We start from the raw sequence: 25033 nt of genomic DNA on the forward strand, positions 1-25033 counted from the left end.
ATTAGTTTTATGTTTTGACTAGGAGAAAGTCATGGAAAATTGGACAACCGTATGCAGCACCCGCGACCTAACCCCAAACGGTGGTATTTGCGCCAAAGTAGACGATAACCAAGTGGCTATTTTTTACTGTAAGCGCAGTGACACGCTTTATGGACTCTCTAATTACGATCCTGTTGGCAAGGCGAATGTGATGTCACGTGGTATCATTGGTTCATTAAGCGGTGAGCCTTACGTCGCCTCACCCTTATACAAGCAGCATTACCACTTAGAAACTGGCGCGTGCCTTGAACAACCTGAACTCAAGCTCGTGAAATTTGAAGTTCGCAAGCAAGGAGAACAGGTTCAGGTTCTCGCACCGCTTGCTATCGCCAGTTAACTAAACGCCGACATCATCATTTAAACGCTTTATCAGCGTGAGCAATTTCGGCACAGGGTTTAGCCACATGAATGCGTTCGAATTTCGGAAGTAACGCACAAGCTAAAGCCGGGTAATCTTCCAGATTTAAAGGATTTAAACCATGGATAACACAAAATTTTCGCTGCTTTCATTTACGGGTAAGATGAAAACCTTACACCTAAGTTGGATGGCCTTTTTTATCACCTTTGTCGTGTGGTTCAACTTTGCCCCACTACTGCAAATGGTGAAAACCTCGCTTGGCCTTTCAACTGAGGAAATCAAAACACTCCTTATTCTCAACGTTGCATTGACCATTCCTGCACGTGTCGCAATTGGTATGTTAACCGACCGATACGGCCCAAGGTTGGTCTACTCTTCGCTACTCGCGATCTGCTCAATCCCTTGTTTTATGTTTGCTATGGCAGACTCTTTCATTCAAGCGGCAATTGCTCGTTTCCTATTAGGCTTTATCGGTGCAGGCTTCGTTGTCGGTATTCGTCTAGTGTCTGAATGGTTCCCACACAATGAATTGGGTACGGCTGAAGGTATTTACGGCGGCTGGGGTAACTTCGGTTCAGCAGCGGCAGCATTCACGCTTCCAACTCTCGCTCTAGCATTTGGTGGCGAAGACGGCTGGCGTTATGCGGTCGGTATTACTGGCCTTATGAGCTTAGCGTTCTCGTTTATCTTCTACAAAAATGTAACGGATACACCAAAAGGTTCGACTTACTTCAAGCCTGCTCAAGTAACGGCAATGGAAGTGACATCAAAGGGTGACTTTTTCTTCCTACTCATTATGAAGATCCCGATGTATGCCGCTTTAGCGCTACTGACTTGGAAGCTATCACCAAACAACATCAACATGTTGTCTGACATGGCGGTTAACTCGGTTTACGCAGGTTTAGCCGCACTTTACGTGTATGAAGTGTCGCAAGTTTGGAAAGTAAATAAGAACGTATTCAAAGAAGAAGTACCAGAGATTCACCAGTACAAATTCAAGCAAGTTGCGGTACTTAACGTATTGTACTTCGCGACATTTGGTTCTGAATTGGCTGTTGTTTCAATGCTGCCGTTGTTCTTCTCTGAAACCTTTGAATTAACGCCGGTTCTGGCAGGTATGGTTGCATCGGCTTATGCCTTTATGAACCTGATGTCTCGTCCTGGTGGCGGTTGGATTTCAGATAAGTTCGGTCGTAAACCAACACTGCTTATTCTGACGATTGGTCTTGCTGTGGGTTACTTTGCAATGGGTCAAGTCGACAGCACATGGCCAGTATGGCTAGCGGTTGTGGCTGCGATGGCATGCTCTTTCTTCGTGCAAGCAGGTGAAGGTGCGGTGTTTGCAACCGTACCTCTGATTAAACGTCGCATGACAGGTCAAATTGCCGGTATGACTGGTGCTTACGGTAACGTGGGTGCGGTGGTTTACCTAACTGTGCTTTCATTCGTAAGCTACCAAACCTTCTTCTTAGTGATTGCAGGAACAGCGGTACTAGGCTTCGTTACTCTGATGTTCATGGAAGAGCCTAACGGCCAAATTGCTGAAGTGAATGACGATGGCAGTGTCACGCTGATTAATGTTTCAAACTAGTCTCAGCACGATGAAGCATTGATATCATTGAATCGGGAGAAGCACCTTAGCAGATACATCAACGCTAGGTGCTTCGTTCAGAGGCTCTATGTTCACTAGAGCTTTTGTTCTTCCTAGGATGTTCTCTCAAGGAAGTTAGAAGAAGACAGTTAAGAAGCAGACCAGTTATGACGATTTCATTCAGCCAAGGGCAAGTCATCACGCCTGAATCCAACAACCAGCTTACGCTTAAGTTTGGTGGTTATTCGAATAAAGGCGTTCGTGATGAAAACCAAGACGCCATCATTGTAAAACACCCTAAAACTCGTGCTGAGCAAGAGCTAAAAGGCAGTGTTGCTTGTATAGCAGACGGCGCCAGTTGCAGTGAACACGGCCAGAAAGCCAGTCACACCAGCGTGATGCAGTTTATCGACGACTACTACGCGACTCCCCAAAGCTGGAGCATTCAGCGTTCAGCACAGAAAGTCCTAACCTCGCTCAACTCTTGGCTCTTCAACACATCTGTTTCTAATATTCATCCCGCACAACAAGTTAACCACAACGCCCTAGTTTCTACATTCAGCAGTGTGATATTGAAATCGAACACCGCGCATATATTCCATGTCGGTGACAGTCGAGTTTACTTATTAAGAGATGGAGAATTACGCCAACTGACCCGTGACCATACACGTAAAACCATGGGGCAGAAGCATTACCTAACACGCGCCTTAGGCATGGATAACCAACTCAACGTTGACTATCAAACCCTGCCTATCAAGAAAGACGACTGCTTTATCCTGACCTCTGACGGCGTGCATGAATTTGTTGATCCCAATACTTTCAAAGAACACATCGATAAGCCTGGGTCTGATTTTGAATACGCTGCTCAAACCATCTGTAACACCGCATTAAGCCACAATAGCTCAGACAACGTAAGCTGCTTGATTGTGCAAGTCAGCCATCTACCTAAACCTTCGCTCATTGAGTTCCATGAAAAACTGGCTAAACGAGCCATTCCACCCGCCTTAAAGCTCGGGCAAAGTATCGATAACTTTATGGTACTTGAGGTGTTGTATGCAGGCTCTAGAAGCCACGTGTATCGTGTGATGCAAAAAAAGACACAAACCGAGTTCGTGCTAAAAGTCCCTTCCGTTCAATATCACGATAGCCCGTCGCAACTCCGAGCTTTCTTTAATGAACAATGGGCGGGGATCTTGCTAAACAATAAGAAAGTAATGAAGGTCTACCCGACACCAGAGAACTCGCAATTTTTATATCAAATCTGCGAATGGGTAGAAGGCATCACGCTAAGACAATGGATGTACGACAATCCAAAACCGTCACTCAATGAAGTGCGCGAAATATTAGAAAAGATCACGCAAGGCATTCGAGTATTACAACGAGCCGACATGGTGCACCGAGATTTAAAGCCCGAGAACATCATGCTTCAACGTGATGGTGAGATAAAAATCATCGACCTCGGCGCTGTATTAGTGAGAGGCCTTGAAGAGGGAGAGCTCGCAGACAAAGACGACACTCCATTAGGTGCGGTCAATTACATTGCACCAGAGACCATCAAGCACAATACCGCGACCACCAGCTCAGATTTGTTCTCTATCGCTGTGATCGGCTATGAGATGCTAACCAGTACATTGCCCTACTCTGAAATGACCGCACAATCGCTTAAGCAATCTCGCCACCATCAATGGGAATACCAACCCATCACTCAGAAACGAGCTGACTTACCAAGCTGGGTGGATTTGGTGTTACAAAAAGCCTGCTCGGAATCGCCAGGCGAGCGTCATCAAGTGTTGGGGGATTTTGTGACAGACCTTTACACGCCAAACCAAAGCTTGGTGAAAAGCAAAGCCAAGCAACCTTTGATAAACCGACACCCAATCCAGTTTTGGAAGGTGTTGGCTTTGTTGCTCGGCATTGTTGCCATTGTAGAGTTGGGCTTATTGCTTAGTTCAAGCTGATTACAAGTTAGAGTTAATTGTAAGTTCGAGTTAATTCCAAGTTCGAGCTAAGTGTTCAAGCTAACTTAGCTTGTGTAACTAACTGGAATTAGCCTCGTTTCACTAAGCTTCTTGGCACGAGTTCAATGCCAGCTTGGTAACGCTTGGCCGATGCATTTAACGCCAAAGCAAAAGCGCTGTCGGCAATTACTTCAAACTGCTGCGGCAGTGAATGGACTTTAAAAGGCAAGAAGTCGAGCAGTCGGTTATCACCAAAGGTTGCCAGCTTTACTTGATTAATCAGCTCTGGTTTTTCAACCATTACATCCAACACACCCTCTAACAAGGTGTAAGACATAGTCACAATCGCATCAGGAACCGTGCCTTTTGCAATCCAACCCTCAAAAACCTCTCGCCCAGATTCCCTATCAAAGTGCTCACCATAACCCACAACCATCGGCTTGTTTTCTGCGAGCCCTGTTTGTTGAGTATGTGCTTTATTCGCCGCTTCAAAACCTAGGTGACGTTCGCGTGAGATATTTAGATCAGGAAGTGCGCCTATCAAACCAACACTATGAATATTGTCATCGAGAATCGAATGCGTCAGTTCAAATGCGGCTTCGAAATCTTCACTGAGTACGCAAGCAAAGTGCTCATCATCTAACGGACGGTCAATTGCGATCACAGGCGTTCCTGAGTTTTGCAACTTTAAGTAGAACTCGTTGGCGTCTGGCATTGAGCTCGCAACCAGCAAGGCATCAATACGACGACTTACCAAAGCTTCAGCCACTTTTCGTTCGGTTTCAGCATCATCATCAGAACAACCAATCAATATCTGGTAGCCCACTTTGCGTGAATTCTGCTCTATCAATTTTGCCAAACGCGCGTAACTGCTGTTTTCCAGATCCGGAATAATCAAACCAAATGAACGGCTATTACCAGCGCGCAACGACGAAGCGGCGTGGTCTGGACGGTAATTATATTCTTCTACAACCGCCATGACTTTCTGTTGAGTCTTTTCACTGATTCTGTATTTCTGCGCCTTGCCGTTGATGACATAACTGGCTGTGGTTTTCGATACTCCAGCCAATTTAGCGATTTCATCAAGTGTCATATGAGTGACCTGTATTTTGTGCGTAGGATCATATAACGAATGATCTGATCCCTGGATTAGTTGAATTATATGCTGAATCGATTCAGTATAAAAGCTGAAAGGATTCAGCAAAATCTGAAAAGTGACTTCAATCATCCTTTTGAATGAATTGAGCGTCATTTGTCGTCAATAAGCTTTTGGTTGTTTACAAATCGTAAACGAAACAAATTAACGACACGCAGCAAAACCGTTTTGGTTAACAGGATTGGCTTTGCTGAATTTTTTTACACTGAATGCTGAACCGATTCAGCCAAAGTAAAACAAAGAGCAAAGCAAAGAGTTTCGCTCCATAAATCTTGCTCTAGACTGAATCGTAGCGATACACAAATTCTCAAGCGATACGCTAAAGAGGCACCATGCTTAAATTATCAAAATCTGACATCACTCTAGGCCAAACGGCCAATGATAAGTTCCAAGCAATCCAAAATATTGCTGGCGACCTAACAGCCAAAGGCTTAGTTGACTCTGGCTACGTTGAAGGAATGCTAAACCGTGAAAACCAGAACTCTACGTTCCTTGGCAACGGTATCGCGATTCCTCATGGAACGACTGACACTCGTGACCTAGTGAAAGAGACAGGCGTTGCGGTACACCACTTCCCTGAGGGTATTGATTGGGCAGACGGCAACCGTGTTTACGTTGCGATTGGTATTGCAGCTAAATCTGACGAGCACTTAGGCATTCTTAAGCAACTGACCAAAGTGCTAGCGGCAGACGGTGTTGAACAGAAATTAAAGCAAGCGAAGTCAGAAGACGAAATCATCGCCCTACTTAATGGCGAAGTTCAGCTAGAAGCCGACCTAGACGCTTCTTTAGTTCAGCTGCTGTTCCCTGCAAGCGACATGATTCAAATGTCTGCAGTGGCGGGCGGCCTACTTAAGAATACAGGTTGCACAGACAATGCATTCGTTGCTGACTTAGTAACAAAAACACCGACTCACCTAGGCCAAGGTTTGTGGTTGTTGGGCAGTGACAAAGGCGTAACTCGCACTGGCGTATCTTTCGTTTCAACAGCGAACGATTGCGAATACGAAGGCACACCCGTTAAAGCATTGGTGGCATTTGCTGCTTGTAACAGCGCTCACCAATCTATTCTGGCAAACCTAAGCAAGATAGTTTTCGAAGGTAAACAGCAACAACTGTTAACCGCTGACGCAGCACAAGTGATTGGCCTTCTAAAAGGTGAAGCGGTTTCTACAACTTCTCAAGACGATGACAACTGCGCGGTATTCAAAATCAAAAATGCACACGGCCTACACGCTCGTCCGGGCGCAATGCTAGTCGCTGAAGCGAAGAAGTTTGAATCAACTATCCGCGTATCAAACCTAGATGGCGATGGAAAAGAAGTGAACGCGAAGAGCTTGATGAAAGTCATCGCGCTTGGCGTTAAACACGGTCATCAGCTTCAGTTTGTTGCTGAAGGTGAAGACGCAGCTCAAGCACTTGAGTCGATTGGCAAAGCTATCGCTTCTGGCCTTGGCGAAGGTTAAGGAATCGATATGTCTGATAAACAAATCAAAGCCGTTACCGTAACGCTAAATCCTGCTCTGGATCTGACAGGTAGCATCGATGTTCTAAACGTAGGTTCGGTCAGCTTGGTGAACAAAAGCTCACTGCATGCGGCGGGTAAAGGCGTAAACGTAGCAAAAGTACTTTCAGAACTTGGCGCTAAAGTCACCGTAACAGGTTTCCTTGGTCGCAATAACGAAGAGCCGTTCTGCCAACTGTTCGAACAGATGGGCGCAACTGACCGCTTTATTCGTGTCGACGGCGCAACTCGCATCAACGTGAAGTTAGTTGAAGAAAATGGTCAAGTTAGCGATATCAACTTCCCTGGAGTAGCGGTAACACCGATTGCCATCGAACAGTTTGAGCGCACTCTATTCGGGTTAGCTGAAGATCACGAATATTTCGTGATGGCTGGCAGCTTACCTCAAGGCGTTTCACCTATGTTATGCGCATCGTGGATTCAGAAACTTCACGATATGGGCAAGAAAGTGTTATTCGACAGCAGCCGTGATGCACTTAAAGCGGGACTCGATGCACAACCATGGCTGATCAAGCCAAACGATGAAGAGCTATCTCAGTTATTCAACGCCGAACTAACTACACGCGACCAATGCCAACACGCAGGCCAAGCCCTAAGCGAAAAAGGCATCGATAACATCGTTGTGTCACTTGGTGCTGAAGGTGTGATGTGGCTTAACCAAGGTGAGTGGTTACACGCTCAACCACCGCGCATGCAAGTAGTAAGCACGGTAGGTGCAGGTGACACCTTAGTTGCTGGCCTATGTTGGGGTCACATGCAACAGATGCCAAAACCAGAACTTATTCAATTCGCAACCGCCCTATCTGCTCTAGCAGTTTCACAGGTAGGCGTGGGTGTAACCAGCCAACAAGAGCTGGATTCAGTACGACAAAATATCCAATTACAGGCGCTTAGTGCTCCAACTAGTCAGTTAGACACAAGTAAATAGGACAAAGGGATTATTATGAATATTACCATCATCACAGCTTGCCCAAGTGGCGTAGCAAACAGCATCATCGCAGCAGGCTTGTTAGAGCAAGCTTCAAAAACACTGGGTTGGAACGCCGCTATTGAATGTCAATCTAGCGTATTACCTAACTCTCCAGTATCACAAGACACCATCGACAGCAGCGACGTTGTTGTTATTGCTGCCAACACAAACGTTGATAAAGCGCGCTTTGTTGGCAAAAAAGTGTACCAAGCAGCTATCTCTGAATGCACAGCCGATGCAAAAGCATTTCTAGAGAAAGCGGTAGCCCAAGCAACGGTATTAGACGCTTCTCAAGTTGAGACTACAGTGGAAGTTACTGGTACTTCAGCAAACTCTTCTACAACAGCAAGTACAGGCAGCAAAAAGATCGTAGCGATTACGGCTTGCCCGACTGGTGTTGCACACACCTTTATGGCTGCTGAAGCGCTGGAAGCAGAAGGCAAACGCCTAGGTCACCAAATCAAAGTGGAAACTCGCGGCTCTGTAGGTGCGAAAAACCAACTGACAGACCAAGAAATCGCAGACGCTGATCTTGTTATCATCGCTGCCGACATCGACGTTCCTCTTGATCGTTTTAACGGCAAAGCGCTATACAAAACGACAACAGGTCCTGCTTTGAAGAAAACAAAGCAAGAGATGGAAAAAGCATTCGTTGAAGCTAAGCCATACCAGCACACAGCGTCTTCTAATTCAGCGCCTGCTGATGAGAAGAAAGGTGTGTACAAGCACCTAATGACAGGTGTATCTCACATGCTTCCAGTGGTTGTTGCCGGTGGTTTGATCATCGCACTGTCTTTCGTATTCGGTATCGAAGCGTTTAAAGAAGAAGGCACATTAGCAGCAGCATTGATGACTATCGGTGGTGGTTCTGCATTCGCACTGATGATTCCTGTTCTTGCTGGTTTCATTGCATTCTCTATTGCTGACCGTCCGGGTCTGGCTCCAGGTCTAATTGGCGGTATGTTGGCTAGCTCAACAGGTGCAGGTTTCCTAGGTGGTATCGCAGCGGGTTTCATTGCGGGTTACGCAGCAAAATTCATTGCCGACAAGGTTCAACTTCCACAATCCATGGAAGCCCTCAAACCGATTCTGATCATTCCGTTTATCGCGAGTTTGTTCACTGGTTTGGTCATGATTTACATCGTTGGTGGTCCAGTTTCAGGCGTGATGAGCGCAATGACAGACTTCCTAAACAACATGGGAACGTCTAATGCGATTCTTCTGGGTGTGATTCTAGGCGCAATGATGTGTTTCGACCTTGGTGGTCCAGTAAACAAAGCGGCTTACACGTTCGGTGTTGGTCTATTGGCTTCACAAACTTACGCACCAATGGCAGCAATCATGGCAGCAGGTATGGTTCCGGCTCTAGGTATGGGCCTTGCAACTTTCCTAGTGAAAGACAAGTTTGAAGCAGGCGAGCGCGAAGCAGGTAAAGCATCATTCGTTCTTGGACTATGTTTCATCTCTGAAGGTGCAATCCCATTCGCAGCGAAAGACCCAATGCGTGTTATCCCTGCATGTATGGCAGGTGGCGCACTAACGGGCGCTCTATCAATGATGTTTGGTGCACAACTAATGGCTCCACACGGCGGCTTGTTCGTACTGCTAATTCCCGGTGCTATCTCTCCAGTTCTTATGTACCTAGTGGCGATTGCAGCAGGTACAGCGGTAACAGGTTTTGGTTACGCAGCTCTTAAAAAGATGAGCGATTCTAAAGTGACTGCAGAAGCTTAATCCCCCTACTCTGTTTAACGGTTAAAGCTGACGAACAGATGCTCTTGATAGAACAGTTCCTTGCTAAAACTGTTCCTTAGTAAAACAAAGGCTCCTCGATTGAGGAGCCTTTTTATTATTCGCTGTCTTGCGTCGTTAAGACGGGCAACTGAAATGAGAAAGTCACGCCTTCGACATCGTCTATATCGATCTGACGAATCATTTCGACCAAATAACCTTTTACATCCAACTTCAAACCTTGTTGCTCAACCGCCTTAAACAGAGCTTCTAAGGCCGTGCTGTACGCCACATCCGAAACCAGATAAACGTCGCTACATAGATAATACCCTTCAGGAATTACCCTATCGTAACGGTCTTTCGCGACTTGCCAGTTTCCAATTTCAGCGTCGATGTCGTCCCACTTATTTCTCATTTGCTTGATCGGCATAGTGCCCATCAAATGTGTCGACTTTTGACCATATAACTCAAACGCCGTTTCCCAGTCAGGATCATCCAACTTAAGCTTTTGCATACCACGTTCTGGATACCAAACCAGCTCTGTAGGCATAGACTTAACAAGCTCTTTCTCCATCGAAGACTGTACACCTGGATGTGCCAGTTTCTGGATAAAATCCGCTGTTTCCTTGGGCGTTGCGTTATAGCCCATTTCTCGAATATGTTTTGCTGTGACACCGAGCTCTCGCTTGAGCGCCTTGCCTAATGACTGCGACGATGAGAAGCCACAGTACTGAGCTATCTCAATCACGCTCCATGGCTCATCATTGATCAATAAACCCACCGCGATTTGTAATCGAATTCGGCTTAGATATTGGCCCGGCGTTTCGTTAAACAGCTCGGTAAATTGACGATGAAAATGGTAGGGCGAAATAGCGCTCTCGGTTGCGATTTCTTCCCACGTGCGACGCTCACCCCACTCTTCATGCATCAAGGTCAATGCATGCGTAAAGCGTTTTTGAAGGTGCTCTGGCAAAGATTCAATCAACGTAATCTCAGGAACCAGTTTAAAGGCTGGCTCTAAATGCAAAGCTGGTTTGTTCTCTTTCGTCATACACTCTTTGGTCTCGGGTACATTGGGTTTACTGTCGGTTAGCTTCGCTGAACTGGATAGCTTCATTGAACCGGATAGCTTGGTTTCACTATCGTCTTTGTCCTTTATAAAATCAATCACGAGCGTTCCAAAGTGAGTTCTTCTAATGAATCTTGTTCATGTACTTCTTGTTCGATTAGATTTTCAACTAGCGGCGGCTTGCGACAAAACAGACCAAGCAGCACGGGAATCAAAATCAGAGTCACCGCTGTGGCAAACAACTCACCAAACACCAAAGATACTGCCGCTGGTTTCAAGTATTGCGCCTGTTCTGCAGTCTCACTTAGCAATGGCAACAATCCACACACCGTTGTAATGGTGGTTAAGAAAATCGCTCTCAAACGACTGGTACCCGCAATGATCAAGGCTTGTTGCAACGGTACACCTTGACGATATTCACTATTAAAACGCGTGATCAACACCAACGAATCGTTGATCACGATGCCTGTCATTGCCATCATACCGAACATCGAAAGAATGCTGATGGGTAAATCCATCAAGTAGTGACCAAAAATCGCACCTGCAAAGCCAAACGGTATCACTGCCATGATGATCATCGGCTGCCAGTAAGACTTCAACGGCACAGCCAACAAAATGTAGATCATGAGTAGCGTTAGTATCATCGCTGATTTAAAGCCATTCGACACTTCACCTATTTCTTCAAATTCACCGCCCGCTTTTATCGTGACACTTGGATACTGTAGGTGCAGAGAGTCGATGGTTTCTTCAAGTTGCTCACGTGTTTTCTCTGGTGATTGCAGCTTTCTGTTCTGCTTCCAATAGAGGTTGATCACTTGCTCTCTGTCACGACGGTAAACCACTTGCGGTTCTTGCTCATGACGAAGCTCGGCAATATCACCAATCATCACGCTTCCACCGTTGGGCAGCATGATAATTGCCTGTTGTAGCTGAGCTAAGGTTCTACGCTCCTCTCTCGGATATTGCAAAAGCACCTTGGTTTCTTGCCCATTTTCTAATAGGCGATGAACTTCTCTTTCTCCAAATGCTTCTCCTGCAAGCTGAGCCAGTTTTACTTGAGTTAGCCCGAGTTGCTGACCATATTGGTTCAATACCAAGCGGACTTGCGGCAAACCATCTTGACCATCATCGTAGACATCTGATACACCTTTTAACGAGGCCAAAGTTTCCGACAACTGTTCGCTAACAAGATAAGCTAGGTCACGATCATTGGACGAAATCGTTAAGAAAGTACCACCTGCAGGCTCCTCTGCCGCACTAAACTTAACTGAGTAAGCACCTTCTATCGGTCCTGTGTTTTCTCTCCATTTCTTCAACAATAAATTGCCCGGCAATGAACTTAATGATTCAGTGGTGAGCTCGGCGGTGACTTCAATTTCACCATAGCCATCAGACCAAGCAAGCAAATTAACAATGGGTTTCTCTTGCAAGGGATAGTTGTCCATTAAGTCTTTTTCTACACGCGTCATAGCTTGTTCGACTTGCAACAAAGCTTGTCGCTGTAAAGGCAACGGAGCTCCATCTTCCAAACCGATAATTGCGGTTACATAACGCCCCGGAATTTCAGGGAACAATGCACTGCGAATCGCACCGTTAGACCACATGCCATAAGCCAGTGAGATAACGGCCACAAACCCAAGTAAGGACGCGACTTTGTAGCCAAGCGCAAACTCCAGTACTGGCTTGTAAATGTTGAGATTAAACCACTGTAACCCGCCTTGCGCTGCACTCTGAACCTTGGCGAAGATACTTGTAGATGGCTTTTTCACCGAAAGCTGAGCCAAGTGTGACGGCAAAATGAACTTACTTTCGATGAGCGAGAAGAGCAAAGCGAAGATCACCACTGCCGAAAACCCGGCAAGCACTTTGGCTAGCTCATTGTTAATCCATAACATTGGAGAGAACGCTGCGATGGTTGTGAGCACACCAAACACGGTTGCTACTGATACTGAGTTAACGCCCTGCCAAGCGGCTGCCTTTCCATTTATATTCGAGTGGCTGTTTAGATTTGGTAACCCATTGATATTATGAGAATAGCCGGTGTTACCCGTTCTTTTTTCATGAATCGCTTCCCCGACGACAACCGCATCGTCTACTAGTACGCCGAGAACCAAAATAAAACCAAATAGGGTGATGTCATTGATGCTGTAATTAAACAGCTGCATTGCCGCGAGCGTACCAGTAAGCGCAATTGGAATACCCATCGCAACCCAAAATGCGAGCCTTATTTCAAGAAAGACCCCAAGTAGAATCACCACTATCAACAGGCCTTGCCAAGCGTTTTCACTCAGACGAAATAATTGATCTTCAATGTAGGGTGCCATGTCGGCCATGGTATTAAGCTCAATGTCAGACGGTAAGATCGCACGTTGTCTCTCCAGTGTTTCTCGGATGTCTTCACTGACCTTAAGTAGATTGTCAGTTTGGCTGGTGCTAACCCTTAAAGCGATGGCATTTGAACCGTTGTTACGTACGATTGAACCGCTGTACTGGTAACCACGGCTGAGCTTGGCGATATCACCCAATAGTATTTTCCCGTTGCTCCCAGAAATCACAACAAGCTGGTTCAGTTTCTGTAAATCATCGGCATAACCGTCCCCGCGAATCACCATACGGCCTTTGTCACTAATGAGCTCTCCACTACGAGATTCAAGCGAACGTTGTTCTACTAGCCCAGCTAAGTCTTCCAAGCTCAGCCCTAACGCCTTAAGTTGGTCGGTATCGGGTTCAATAACCAATTGAGACATTCGAGTACCCCAATTTGACACCTTCGAGATACGAGGATTCTTCTTTAGTGCTTGTTCCAGTTGTTTGGCAATAGGTTGTAATTCTGCATCAGTTCTCGGCCCAGACACCACCACAAACGCAGCTAAGTTAGTAAACTCATTACGCACCACTTGAGGCTTTTCAGCCTGCACAGGAAAACCATTGATCGCGTTAACTTGATTACGAATGTCATCCAGAAGCTTATCTAGATCCGTGTCACTGGTTTTACGAACCATGACCTGAGACACCCCAGCACTGGACTGACTGGTAATCTGTTTGATGCCAGCAATACCACTAATCGACTCTTCGATTCGCTGTGTCACACTTTCGTCTATTTGTTGCGCGGTACCTCCAGGGTAAACAACGCTGATGCTAATTGACGATGGCGCAATTTGAGGAAACGATTCGACACGTAATTGTCCAAACGCAAGCACACCACTGATAACAATCGCCATCATCAATAAATTGGCAGCAACAGGATTATTGATAAACCATTTAGTCATCCAACTCATTGGTTTTCCTCCTCAATCTGTTCATCATCAGATTGGATCGCGATCATGGATTCTGAACTATCATCTTGATAAAAGTTAGGCTCGACTTGTTTACCAATAAGCATCGAAGCAAGCGGATACTGAACCACTAGGCGAACCTCCTCGCTTTGCTCACTTAACTGAATATCGAACGTTTGATTACCTTGCCCAACAAGCACTACAGACTCTTTGCGTAAACGGTCGTTATTATCTAACGTCCACACATATCCATCTCGTGTCATCGCGCTTAAAGGGACACTGACTACGTTGTCCTTTAATCCTAAATTGACCACGGCTTGAACCTGCTGATTTGGAAACAGTCTTGGCTTACTTTGATACGGTGCTTCAACCGACAACACCACTTGTCTTTGACGGGTAACCGCATTAACTTGAGGAGACACAAAACGCACTTTGGCGGGCCACTGGTTCCCAGAACGGCTCACCACAGTGATGCTCGGTTCAGTAAGCGCCGCTTGAACTTGTTGCCAATGCATTTCTGAGATCGGCAACTCAATATCAATTGAATCACTGGCAGCTAGTTCAAAAGTCACTTGCCCCGCTGCTATCCATTCTCTTGGGCTAATATGGCGTTTCATGATCACCGCATCAAAGGGCGCAGTAATCACAGACTCTTCCAGCAACTTCTGTGCGCTTAGGTGAGCCTGCTTTGCTTGTTTCAGGTTAGCTTTCGCAGCCAGTACTTGAGGCTCTCTGCGAGCAAAAGACGAACTCGTTTTCGGGTTCAGCATTCTTAACGCGACCGTTTGCTCATGCTTAGCCTTTTTCAACTCCAACTCTGCTTGTTTCAATACACTCGAAGCTTGAGCCAAGTTCGCATCAACTGCGCTTGTATCTAATTTTGCTAACACATCGCCTTTGTTAACCAAATCCCCCGGTTCAATGTTTTCATTTAACCACTTTAATTGAGCACTACTCGACGCTTTTAGCTGCACTGGCCAACGAGCAGCGGTTAAGCCTAATACCGTTAACGTCGATTCGTGCTGTGAGGGTATCACCTCTAAAACTGAGACTGGAGCAAGGACAGCTTGTTTCTTAACTGGCTCGGTAGCTTCAGGTTCCAGTACATCAACGACAACCAATGCGATAAAAATGGCTGCGAAACCAACTAATACAGAAAGTGGCTTTTTAAATTTCATGAGATATCTCCCCGGTAACAGGCTGAAGTGAGGTGTGATTAAGGCGCTGACTGATTTCAGTGAGACGAGAAAGGGTTTGTAACGTGATTGGCAACATTACTGCAGTTTCAACAAACTCGAGTGAATAAGTGACGATGGAGAACACTTGCCCTGCGGTCGGCTCGATAAGCTGACTCACCATCCATAAATTGCCGATGACCGCGCCAAACAACACGATAAAAATCAGCCCATAAACAACAGCTTCGGTATCTGAAAGCTTGATTTCACACTGTTTTAGGCGCTCAAAGTGCCAGCGGAGTGCAGATAAACGAACACCACTCAGCAATTTCACTTGCTGCTCTACTTGATCGTTAAATTGGCCATTGAGTCGAGTAAATGTTCGGTGGAATACGCCGTAGATAACCAGCATCGACAATCCCGAAAACAACATGCAAAGCGCCAATGAGAAGTGAAACGTTGAAAGGATAACCACCGTCGCGACCAGTTGAACTATCGCCGTCATCAGAGTAGGCAAATCATCTTCTAGGAAATCAACCAGCTCACGAGACATGGTTAGCCGCGCATCTTTGGTCGAAATAGATAAACCGCGCAGGTTACGCTCGACAAGGTTTGCCAGCTTTACGCGAATTGCACCATACACACGGGTATCATAAAAACGACGAACGACGCTGATAACCACCAGTACAAGAAGAATCGCAGCCAGCATCATCAAAGGCTGAAAGCTCTGGTTTAGCACTCCGTCGATGGCGTAACCAATAAACAGCGGCAGCAGAATAAGCATCACGTTTTCAGCCAATACCATTAACCAAGTCGCAGCGACCTTTAATGGGTTAAGCCTAATGATCGTCAGCAGAGAGATGGGATGTTTGAATAGCATTATTGAGCCCATAAATGAATATGGCGCCAGTATTACCAATCCCGCATGGAAAAAAGTGTCCCAAATTGCTGTATTAACAAATTAGACGACAGACTCGCTTAGTCACTAGATAGGTTACCTTTTGTTTACCTCGACTCCTTTATTGTCCTTGATAAGAAAAATGAACAACAAGGAAAGAGCATGAAATTATTCGCTTCATTACTCACGACAGTCGGTATTACTGGCCTTGTCTGGGGGGGATTACATATTCAGCCAGCGATTGCGGATGCATCGAAGGAACAGCCTATCAAAAAGGTTTCAATAGCTGAGTCAAAAGCAACTAAGCCCGCATCTAAAAAACCACTAGTCACTGCAAACACGACTTATCTGCAAGGTTTGAGCAAGACGATTCCATTAGATAATGTTCCAGAGTTGTGGGCGGACTTCTATAAGCAACTAGAAACCAATAACGAAGCAATCACTAAACACCAGAAACAGCAACAGGAAGTCATCGTGATCTATCAAGACATCAGCTTAGATTTCAGCGAAGCGACGATCACAATTGGCTTCCCGACTCAGCAATCAAAATCAAAGAAAAACAAACTCTTGATTGAGCTTCCCAACAAAGCCAAAGGCACCCTCCTGCTTAGCAAAGGTGAGCATACTGAACAGGAACTAGCACAAGCTTGGGAAGGTATCGCGATTTTAAAAGAAGTGGATATGGTCATAGAACACCACCAGCTGAATCAGCATGGGTTGCCAGATTCTAGTGAGTTGTACGTCTATTATAAGAACAACCAGTAAAGGATTTAGTTATGGATTTCACTATGGATAGCATTGGGAATTTTCTCTCTCAAACATTCACAGAAACGAGCATCATCCTGACCGAGACTTGGGTAGACGACAACTTTCTACTGCTTGCTCTGGCTCTGTTTATCTTTGAGCTTATCCGTTATGCCTTTAAGAAAAAGCTCACCTGGAACATGTTGGGAGACAGCGCGACCAACTTAGTCACTTTGTTCTTCTTATTGGTTACCGTTTTCTTTGTCGGGTTAGCCTATGTGGGCGCGTTTGTTTACGCTTACGAGAATTTCAGCCTGACTCAATTGCCAATATCTGGTTGGACAATTCTTGGTTGCCTGATCTTGGCCGATCTCGCGTATTACTGGGAGCACCGATTCTTACACAGCAACGGTTTAGCATGGGGAACGCACTCGGTTCACCATAGCTCGCCTTACTTTAATATCTCGGTCGCCTATCGCTTTGGGCCTTTAGATTGGTTCTTCCCGTTCTTCTTTCACTTGCCGTTAATTCTGCTCGGCTTTAATCCGTTTGTAGTGCTGATGTGTGAAACCGTTGTTCAACTGTTTCAAACACTGCTGCACACTGAAACCGTTAAACGCCTGCCCCGCCCTGTAGAAGCGGTGTTTAATACGCCTTCACACCACCGAGTGCATCACGCGACCAACAAGCAGTATCTTGATAAGAACTATGCAGGCATCTTCATTATTTGGGACAAGATGTTCGGTACCTTCGCCAAAGAAGAGGAAGAAGTCAGATATGGTGTGTTCCCGAGAATCAACTCTGTGAACCCATTTAAGGTATATTTCCATGGCTACGTTAAACTAGGCCAACAGTTGTGGCACGCGCCAAATTGGAACCACCGACTACAAATTCTTATTCAACCGCCTATCTGGGCTTGGAAAAGAGAACGAGAAACAAAGTAAGGACACTTATGAGTATTAACGCCCTGTTGATTGAAGACGACAGCGACTTGGCAGAAGCCATTGCAGACTATATGGAACTCGACGGTTTCGAATTCGATTTTGCTTACAATGGCAGCGCGGGTCTAAATCTCGCTTTAGAGGGGCGTTATGACATCATCTTAACGGACATCAACATGCCTAAAATGGATGGGCTTGATGTCTGCCAATCTCTTAGGAAGCAAGGCGTGACCACTCCGATTCTCATGTTGACGGCAAGAGACACGTTACAAGACAAAATCGCAGGGTTTGAGGTCGGTTCGGATGACTATCTAGTGAAGCCTTTTGCGATGGAAGAACTCAAAGTACGGCTGATGGCATTAGTGCGCCGCGCTCAAGGTTCAGTGACATCCCTGTCTGTCGCAGATCTCAAACTGGACTTAGACAAGCACCAAGCCATTAGAGACGGCAAGCTATTAAAGCTCTCCCCCGTCTGTTGGCGAATGCTCGTTATGTTAGTTCGAAACAGCCCTAACGTGGTGAGCAAAGCCAAGCTTGAAGAAGCATGGGAAGACGAAATGCCAAGTTCGGATAGCATGAAAGCGCACCTGTTTAAGCTCCGCCAAGTGGTCGATGCGCCCTTTGATTCAAAGCTAGTCCACACGGTTCATGGCATTGGTGTTGTCTTGCATGAGGAGCCATCATGAAACAGGCAAGCGTGAATCGAGTCAGTATTAAGCGCGATATTTACCTCTATCTGTTTGGCATTGTCGTGCTATTGACTGCCATCTACAGCTTAATGGTGTCTCAAAGCTACCAAATTGGCCTCAATGAATCGGCAAAGTATGGATTCCTGTATGAATTAGAAGTCGCAGAACAACATTACCTCGAAACAGGGCAACTGCCAGACTACCAAAACCCAACATTCCAAGCCTTTCTGAGTTATTCAGATCTGCCTGCTAAGTTCCAACAAGCCTTTGATTGGAAAACATTTGATAACGATGCTATTTATGATCATTACCACCCTTCACCTAACAATGAATCAGGGCAATACCTCTATGCCGCCAAACATCAAGTTTCTGGTAAAGATGAAGCCTTGTACATCATTTCTGAATATGATGAAGCCATCTACTTGAATCTATTCGAGCTGAACCCACCCGATTCCGTGAACCAAATTAACAATGCCTTCATTGCCATCGGTGCCCTTTTACTCTTGGTATTTTTGATCATTCGCCTGCTGATACATCGAGTCACCAAACCGATTATTAGGCTATCAAAATGGTCTGAATCTCTGGATGTGGACAAGACTGAAGGTCTGACTCAATTTCGCTATAAAGAAATCGACCAGTTAGCTTCCCAACTAATTAAAAGCGTGCAGGGCGAACGTCAGGCCAATGAGCGGGAGAGCTTTTTCTTAAAAGCAGCAAGCCACGAGTTAAGAACACCGATTGCCACTATTTCAGCCAGTGGCGATATGCTGGTTCGGTTGTCTGAAAGTATTCCTAACAGCGGACAACGAGCGGTAGCGCGAATCCAACGCTCAGCCACCAACATGAAAGCCTTGGTAACAACGCTGTTGTGGATGAGTCGTAATAACGAGATAGAGACCAACTACGAGCAAATCAAGCTGACTCCCCTGCTCGATAACATTATCGAAAGCCAACGTTATCTTTTAAAAAACAAAGAAGTAGAGATTCACACCAAGGTCGACCAAGGCGAACACTCCCTTCCCCGCGAGTTAACTGAGGTTGTGATCACCAACTTAGTCCGAAATGCATTTCAACACGGCGGTAGCGGAAATATCAGGATCACACTGACAGAACATCAGTTTGAGTTAACCAACCGTTTGGAAGATGAAAACCTAGCAAACGACTCTGAACAACAAACCTCTTTTGGTATCGGCCTAGAGCTCATAGATCGCGTTTGTCAGAACCAAGGTTGGCAGTTTACTCATGAAACTCACAACAATGAGTTCATCGTTAAAGTCACGCTGTAGCGATTTGCCCAAATGGTTATTTGATGGTGACCAAAAATTTACCCTTGTTTGGTTATGCTAGTCGCACAATCTAGTTAGGAGTTATTTTATGGGCACTTGGATTTTAGAAACACTGTTATGGGCAGTAGTAACCGTGGCGGTTTGTGTCGCTATTTGGGGATTTTACTTACCTAATATTTTAATCGCATTAGGCGTTTCGGTAGCGGTATCGCTGTTACTGGGCAATAGCTGGAGAAGCTAGTTATTTAAGGAATAACGTAGTTCAAAATATAAGTGAGTATTGGCACACCCGACAGCAGCGATATTTACCAAGTACGTTGATTAGGCACGTACTGTCGGGCGAAGAATTAAATTAGCTAGTCAGCGTTTCTTCAAATACACCCAGCTCGCGACCAAGCCAAGTCGCACGAACTGTGTGGTCTAGCGTTTCTTCGCCGCCCGTTACTGGGTGAATCAGCACCGACATATCGCCACGCTCTTGCTCAAGCCATTCGACAATACCCGACTCTTTATTCACAAAGTGAATCTCAAACATCGGCATTTTATGCGGGCCAACCAAACGCTGTATTAGTGGGAAAGTCTCTAACACATCTTTACGCTCTGAGAGGATTTTCTGACGCAGTGTTTCTGCTTGCTCTGCAAAGCGCAGAGGGAAATAGATATGACCGTGGTACATGGCACCATCCTTTAGAATTATGATTCGAACAGTTTAACCTGCTTTCTCTAGCAAGGACAGCCAACCAATGGCAGCCGGAGTATTTAACATCATATAGAAGACTGATTTGGCTGATGATTTCTAGAATATTGTTACAAAAACGCCACACGAAAGTTAAGTGTGGCGTTTGTTTTTAAGCTATAAAATGCCTTGGCAAGAATTAGCGTTAGTAAATTGAATCAACATTCAAAGGGCTGTTCTTTGGTTTCTCTAGTTTTAACTGTTCGACCGCACTAAGTCCTTTAGAGCTAATTCCGCCACTATACGACTTTGAGCCATCGGCATTAGTCATTGAGGTTTCGCCCACGTTCCAAGCTACAAAGAAGTCACTTAAATCATAGCCTGATACATATGAACTACACACCATCATCAAATCACCACCATTCAGCCCTGTGGCTTTTGCACTACAATAATTTAAACCCTCGTCACCTTCATCGTCGCCTCGAGCTTTACGGTGCATTAGCTTGAACATATTCCAACCTTGATCATCACCATAGACATCGGACTTGCTTGCCCCTTTGGCATGCCAATCATCAATAGTAAAATTCGATTTTGCCCAGATTTTTAGTTGCCCAAACATAACTAGACGCAAACCAGCATCACCATGTGACCATGCATGTTCATTATTAAGCTCCAGCCATTTAGGCGCTTTCTTGATATCAGATTTAATGCGATCCATTTCAGGGTTTGCATTGCGACCTTCTAACTCCTGCATGTAAAGCGCAAGAAGGTTATTGGTCACCTCTGTACTACCAGCCGCTAAGAAAGGAGCTGATGCTAAGTTATGACCCACTTCATGCCACAACAGCCAATCGTTCACAGGGTTGGTAGGAATATAAGTTCGATTTGCATTAAAGCTAGAGTTCATCACTGGGTAACCGGAGTGAGCAGAGCCAATCGATATCTGAACGTCATTGACAAAGTGATGACGGAATGCTTTAAGCTCTGGATAAGTGAACCTACGATGTAAACCATCGTTTTGTCTCTCATCACGCCCGTAGAAGTCACTTGCCGCTTCGGCGAATCGATTCATATCTGTTGCGAATTGGTTCAAATCAGCGGATTCTAGATTCTTGATTGGGGTCGTATAAATAAATGAACCCGTATCGATTTCTGCTATGGGTGCCTCTGCCGATTGAATAGAATTAATCCACTCTCCCTCTTTCCACCAAGCCGCTTTTAACGCGCCATTAATACTAAACGCGACTTCACCAACCTCTTTTACTTTCGGTTGAATGTAAATGAGGCCACCATATGGCACTTGGAAGGTTAAACTCATACCGTCATATGCATAGCTAGTTTGCATACGTGGAGGGCGTTTCAAACTGGTTTCATGATTAGGTTTACCTGTAAGATCATCCGCCATCATCACGGTAATCGTCGCAGTGACACCTTCATTTATGGTCACGTCTTGCAATTTAGGCGCCCACAAACCTGTCGATTGGTTGTTCCCAGCGGAATACGTCACGGCTTCGCCATCAGTCTGAATAAGCACCGTATTTGAAGTCGACACACCAGATGTGCGACCTGGGTACGTTGTCGTATCGACCACAATATTATGATCCCAGAAAGAGCGTCCCAACATAATGCGAGTCAGAGGTTTCTCCATGTAATTTAATGGATAGCTCGGATTCAACTGTCCCGATAACTCACCTTCGCCGTATATCATTCCATTAGCGACTAACGACGCTTTTAGGTCAACAGGACACTGTGCTTCTACTGTATCTGTTTGATGTAAGTCTTCTGTATAACAGTTAAGGAACTGAACAGCTTGCTTAAAACCTAGTTCATCTTGGTTCTCGCTTTCAAAGCGATAAGCGTTGTCGTTCCACATCCAAACAGACAGGTTATCAAACGCTTGATTCAATTCGCTGTTAGACAGACGCTTGCCCTGAGTGCCCTTCGTACGATAGTAGATTTCATGCTCATAAAGCGCCGTAAAGTTAGTGCCCAAATTCGCTGCTTTCACCATGCTAGCAACAACAACTTCACTCACTTCATAGCGGTCAAAATCTGCACGATGGTAAGATCCGCGAACAGTAACACCGTCCCCAGAACGAGTTTCTATACAGTTAAACTCGTACTCATAGTCATTTTTGCACAACTCCGTTCCTGAAAATGCTGTTTGCAGTTCTTTGATCGCCGCTTCACGCTCCTCAGCTGATTCAACAAAAATACGTGCGGATTTCGTCTCCATTACTGTTACACCAGACGCATCAAGCACTGGCTTCCCTTCAGCGTCTAACTTAGCAACCTCATAAATCGGGATTTCAAACTTGATTTTTGATTCATCTTCAATCCACTCAACCGTACCATCTTGATTTACCGTGAATGGAGGCTCTCCTTGGTTATCTTGAAAACGCTCAAGAACCACCATTTCCTTTTCGCTCTTCACGTGAAGATTTGGATACGGCGCTTTGCAGTAATAAGAGCTACCGCAGAAAGCTTGGTTTGTCGGCGTAACGTTTTCACCACCTAGAGAGACACCCGCGGCGTCCGCTAAACGTCCAATAGGTTCAGGGTTAGTCGTTTGAATCGCATCCATAAACAAGATATTGCCACCGTCATTAACATAGTTAATAAGAGCCGTAATATCGTCTTGGTTTAAGTTCGGGTTATCCAAGTCAGCAACAAACTGGTTAGTCATGCCATCTTGAACCAACTTAGGTGGGTATGCCTGAAGGATCAAAATCGGCGTAGTGCTCGCATCCAAACCATCAAACTCACCAGAACCACGTTTATCTATTGATGCAAAACCATACTGCGGACTAACAAAAAAGGTGTACTGCTTACCCATGGTGGAGTGATGATAAGCCAAATAAGCTTGGTCAATATTGGTGACGGCATTCATCCCAGCAATTGGCAAACCGTTATTGAACCACTCAAACAAGTTCGAGAAAAACAACCTCATGCTACCTTGGTCATCATGCTGTAGGTTTTCGAACGTCGAAACAGTGCACAGTTGTTTTTTGCTATCGATATGCAATGTGCGATTGGCCCAATAATTTTCTGGGCATGACAGAATACTTGGATATAAGCCATTGCCCATGAACACGACTTTACCTTTGCCTATCTCGCCTGCTGTAACGAATGGAAAACCATAAGTCGCGTTGTCTTCAGAGACTAAAGGAATCGGAAGCATCGAGATACTTGGATGTTGTGCGATGTAAGGCTTGCCTTCACGAGTCCAAGCCTGTTGCTCACCAAAATAAAGCTCACGATTTTTATCAGTTCTTGGCATCACCACAGGGAATGCTCTGTTCGAAATGTTCAGAGCTCGCATACCACGGGTATAGCCCGTTGCGCCGTAAAAACTGCCGTTGTCATTAAAGACATGGAATGTCGTGACGTTATGGAAGATTTGCTGCAGAGACTCTGTTACATACTGGCCAGAGTCCATGGATAACATCACAGGTTGACGAACATAATCCATAAACTGAGGCGTTTGGCGCAGCTGCTCATCGATTACTGCCGTTAGCCCTTGGCTAAACTGACTAACAAACTCATTCGGCAGTTTGAAGCCCGTATCTTCTATGACCCCACCGTTTGGCAGGGTTAAGTTAATTAATTCGTTGATTACATTCGGATACTTTGAAAATGTCCCTTGAACTTCTTCAGATATTTCATAATGAGTAACATGGTCAACAGCGTAACGCTCAATCAAAGACTGTATATTTGCTTTCTCAACCACATTAGTCGTCACATCCGATAGTTTGTAAGCGACCTGATTACCAGTGAGATAACCAAACTCAAACGTATCAATACCGAAAGTGATTCTATCGCCCCATAGATATTCAAAGCTTCCCTCCTTATCAGTTACGCCTGTTGCGTTAGCCGAAAAGAAACTGATTCCGGAGATCGCTTTACCGTTTTGATCAGTGAGCTTACTGTAAGTTAACACTTGGCCATCGGAACTTGGCTTATAGATGTAAGTAGACTCTGCATCTGCAGAAACGAAACCAGCGTTAAGGTCGTTGTCCGCATTTGGATCAACTGCTGGAACAACGCTTGTGTCTACGTGTGAACTAGGAGCGTTTCCAACCTTGTCGGTTGACTCTTCTTCTTTAGACTCAAAATATGCATCGACTGCACCTTCATCATCCAGTTGCGAGAACACGCCTTCAATATCAAAAGCGTCGAGTTCTTTTAAACAGAGAGTGCTTTCAGTCTCACAAACATCAATGGATTGCAGTACCTTAGTGACATTTTCTCCGTGTAATTCTGTCAATTCAAATGCTGTATAAATCCCATCATTTGAAATCGAGTACTCTGTCACCTCAGGTAAAGGAGCAGTAAAGTCACCTAAAGTAAGATGACCTAATGTACAGCTAAAACTCACACCTTGTTTAACACTGAATGTTCCGTTTTTGAGGCTGATGCCATCACAGTACACTTCTCCAGACACAACAGCCCCACTTGATAACAACGAACCGAGATAAGTTGTTGGAGGGATGATATCTGTTGGAGGGATGATGTCTGTCGGCGGAACGATATCCGTTGGTGGAACAATGTCTGTCGGTGGAACGATATCCGTTGGTGGGATAATGTCAGTCGGTGGAACGATATCCGTTGGTGGAACAATGCTAGTTGGAGGTACAGTACCAGGGGTACCGCCATAGCTTCGAGAATCGTCATTACACCCTGAAAGAGCAGTGGATATGATAGCCAGCGCAATTATATTTTTTTTCATTGAGCGATGTTAATCGTAATTTAAAATGGACCGCTATCTTATCGATTTACTCCACCTCGATGACTCTCGTTTTTTGTCTTAACCATAAAGAAGAGCAATGGTAAGCAATTGAATAATTTATCAAAACTTTAATTGAGATCTTTATTCCAATTGCACCACCTCCCAGCGAAAAAAATAAAAAAATGCCATATCTAGATAAAGATACAGCATTTAAATTAGCCAT

Annotated in this window: 18 protein-coding genes; 11 read left to right on the forward strand and 7 right to left on the reverse strand. The window is 45.2% G+C overall.

Annotated elements, in window-relative coordinates; all coding sequences use genetic code 11:
* The first annotated feature begins 31 nt into the window (after window positions 1-31).
* The 3 genes from nirD (at window position 32) to OCV44_RS15060 (ending at window position 3946) form a co-directional block, all read left to right on the forward strand.
* The gene (gene nirD / locus OCV44_RS15050; RefSeq protein WP_017111877.1) at window positions 32-376 is read left to right on the forward strand and encodes a nitrite reductase small subunit NirD; all 345 of its coding nucleotides are present in this window, start codon (window positions 32-34) and stop codon (window positions 374-376) included.
* 142 nt (window positions 377-518) lie between these two features.
* On the forward strand, window positions 519-1988 hold the full coding sequence (locus OCV44_RS15055; protein WP_139684179.1) for a NarK family nitrate/nitrite MFS transporter: 1470 nt from the start codon (window positions 519-521) through the stop codon (window positions 1986-1988).
* 167 nt (window positions 1989-2155) lie between these two features.
* On the forward strand, window positions 2156-3946 hold the full coding sequence (locus OCV44_RS15060; RefSeq protein WP_139684178.1) for a bifunctional protein-serine/threonine kinase/phosphatase: 1791 nt from the start codon (window positions 2156-2158) through the stop codon (window positions 3944-3946).
* A gap of 88 nt (window positions 3947-4034) precedes the next feature.
* On the opposite strand, the gene cra is transcribed toward OCV44_RS15060, so the two are convergent.
* Complete coding sequence (gene cra, locus OCV44_RS15065; RefSeq protein WP_041473135.1) at window positions 4035-5039, reverse strand: catabolite repressor/activator; 1005 nt, start codon at window positions 5037-5039, stop codon at window positions 4035-4037.
* Between the two features lie 395 nt (window positions 5040-5434).
* Between cra and fruB the strand changes: the two genes are divergently transcribed.
* From fruB to fruA, 3 genes are read left to right on the forward strand one after another with little or no spacing between them, the layout of a single operon-like run.
* Window positions 5435-6568 (forward strand): fused PTS fructose transporter subunit IIA/HPr protein, encoded by a 1134-nt coding sequence (fruB, locus tag OCV44_RS15070; RefSeq protein ID WP_139684177.1) that lies wholly within the window; start codon window positions 5435-5437, stop codon window positions 6566-6568.
* A 9-nt stretch (window positions 6569-6577) separates the two neighbouring features.
* Window positions 6578-7555 (forward strand): 1-phosphofructokinase, encoded by a 978-nt coding sequence (pfkB, locus tag OCV44_RS15075; RefSeq protein ID WP_139684176.1) that lies wholly within the window; start codon window positions 6578-6580, stop codon window positions 7553-7555.
* 15 nt (window positions 7556-7570) lie between these two features.
* The gene (gene fruA / locus OCV44_RS15080) at window positions 7571-9331 is read left to right on the forward strand and encodes a PTS fructose transporter subunit IIBC (RefSeq protein ID WP_139684175.1); all 1761 of its coding nucleotides are present in this window, start codon (window positions 7571-7573) and stop codon (window positions 9329-9331) included.
* Window positions 9332-9446: 115 nt separating this feature from the next.
* Here fruA and OCV44_RS15085 read toward each other — a convergent pair whose 3' ends face one another.
* Genes OCV44_RS15085 through OCV44_RS15100 form a run of 4 tightly spaced genes read right to left on the reverse strand, consistent with a single transcriptional unit; the run spans window position 9447 to window position 15727 of the window.
* Window positions 9447-10499 carry a helix-turn-helix domain-containing protein gene (locus OCV44_RS15085; RefSeq protein ID WP_139684174.1) on the reverse strand — a complete coding sequence of 351 codons (1053 nt, stop codon included), beginning with the start codon at window positions 10497-10499 and terminating at the stop codon, window positions 9447-9449.
* Window positions 10496-13675 carry an efflux RND transporter permease subunit gene (locus tag OCV44_RS15090; RefSeq protein WP_139684173.1) on the reverse strand — a complete coding sequence of 1060 codons (3180 nt, stop codon included), beginning with the start codon at window positions 13673-13675 and terminating at the stop codon, window positions 10496-10498. Before OCV44_RS15090 ends, OCV44_RS15085 begins: the two co-directional genes overlap by 4 nt.
* Window positions 13672-14850: an efflux RND transporter periplasmic adaptor subunit gene (locus OCV44_RS15095; RefSeq protein ID WP_139684172.1), complete on the reverse strand. Its 1179-nt coding sequence runs from the start codon at window positions 14848-14850 to the stop codon at window positions 13672-13674. Before OCV44_RS15095 ends, OCV44_RS15090 begins: the two co-directional genes overlap by 4 nt.
* Entirely contained in the window at window positions 14840-15727 is an 888-nt protein-coding gene (locus OCV44_RS15100) for an ABC transporter six-transmembrane domain-containing protein (RefSeq protein ID WP_170213704.1), read from the reverse strand. The genes OCV44_RS15095 and OCV44_RS15100 overlap by 11 nt, the downstream gene beginning before the upstream one ends.
* Window positions 15728-15907: 180 nt before the next feature.
* Here OCV44_RS15100 and OCV44_RS15105 point away from each other — a divergent pair, with 180 nt between their 5' ends.
* The 5 genes from OCV44_RS15105 to OCV44_RS15125 all read left to right on the forward strand — a co-directional run bounded on the left by OCV44_RS15105 (window position 15908) and on the right by OCV44_RS15125 (window position 19646).
* On the forward strand, window positions 15908-16510 hold the full coding sequence (locus OCV44_RS15105; RefSeq protein ID WP_139684170.1) for a hypothetical protein: 603 nt from the start codon (window positions 15908-15910) through the stop codon (window positions 16508-16510).
* An 11-nt stretch (window positions 16511-16521) separates the two neighbouring features.
* Window positions 16522-17433 (forward strand): sterol desaturase family protein, encoded by a 912-nt coding sequence (locus OCV44_RS15110; protein WP_139684169.1) that lies wholly within the window; start codon window positions 16522-16524, stop codon window positions 17431-17433.
* A gap of 8 nt (window positions 17434-17441) precedes the next feature.
* The gene (locus tag OCV44_RS15115; RefSeq protein WP_139684168.1) at window positions 17442-18116 is read left to right on the forward strand and encodes a response regulator transcription factor; all 675 of its coding nucleotides are present in this window, start codon (window positions 17442-17444) and stop codon (window positions 18114-18116) included.
* Window positions 18113-19405, forward strand: a complete 1293-nt coding sequence (locus OCV44_RS15120) for a sensor histidine kinase (RefSeq protein WP_139684167.1) — start codon at window positions 18113-18115, stop codon at window positions 19403-19405. Before OCV44_RS15115 ends, OCV44_RS15120 begins: the two co-directional genes overlap by 4 nt.
* 88 nt (window positions 19406-19493) lie before the next feature.
* Window positions 19494-19646 (forward strand): hypothetical protein, encoded by a 153-nt coding sequence (locus OCV44_RS15125; RefSeq protein WP_170213703.1) that lies wholly within the window; start codon window positions 19494-19496, stop codon window positions 19644-19646.
* Between the two features lie 111 nt (window positions 19647-19757).
* Here the strand turns inward: OCV44_RS15125 and OCV44_RS15130 are convergent, their stop codons facing one another.
* Window positions 19758-20081: a DOPA 4,5-dioxygenase family protein gene (locus OCV44_RS15130; RefSeq protein WP_139684166.1), complete on the reverse strand. Its 324-nt coding sequence runs from the start codon at window positions 20079-20081 to the stop codon at window positions 19758-19760.
* Window positions 20082-20286: 205 nt separating this feature from the next.
* On the reverse strand, window positions 20287-24810 hold the full coding sequence (locus tag OCV44_RS15135; protein WP_139684165.1) for an SslE/AcfD family lipoprotein zinc metalloprotease: 4524 nt from the start codon (window positions 24808-24810) through the stop codon (window positions 20287-20289).
* Window positions 24811-25033: the final 223 nt, after the last annotated feature.

The organism is Vibrio tasmaniensis, assembly GCF_024347635.1.
GTDB lineage: Bacteria > Pseudomonadota > Gammaproteobacteria > Enterobacterales > Vibrionaceae > Vibrio > Vibrio tasmaniensis.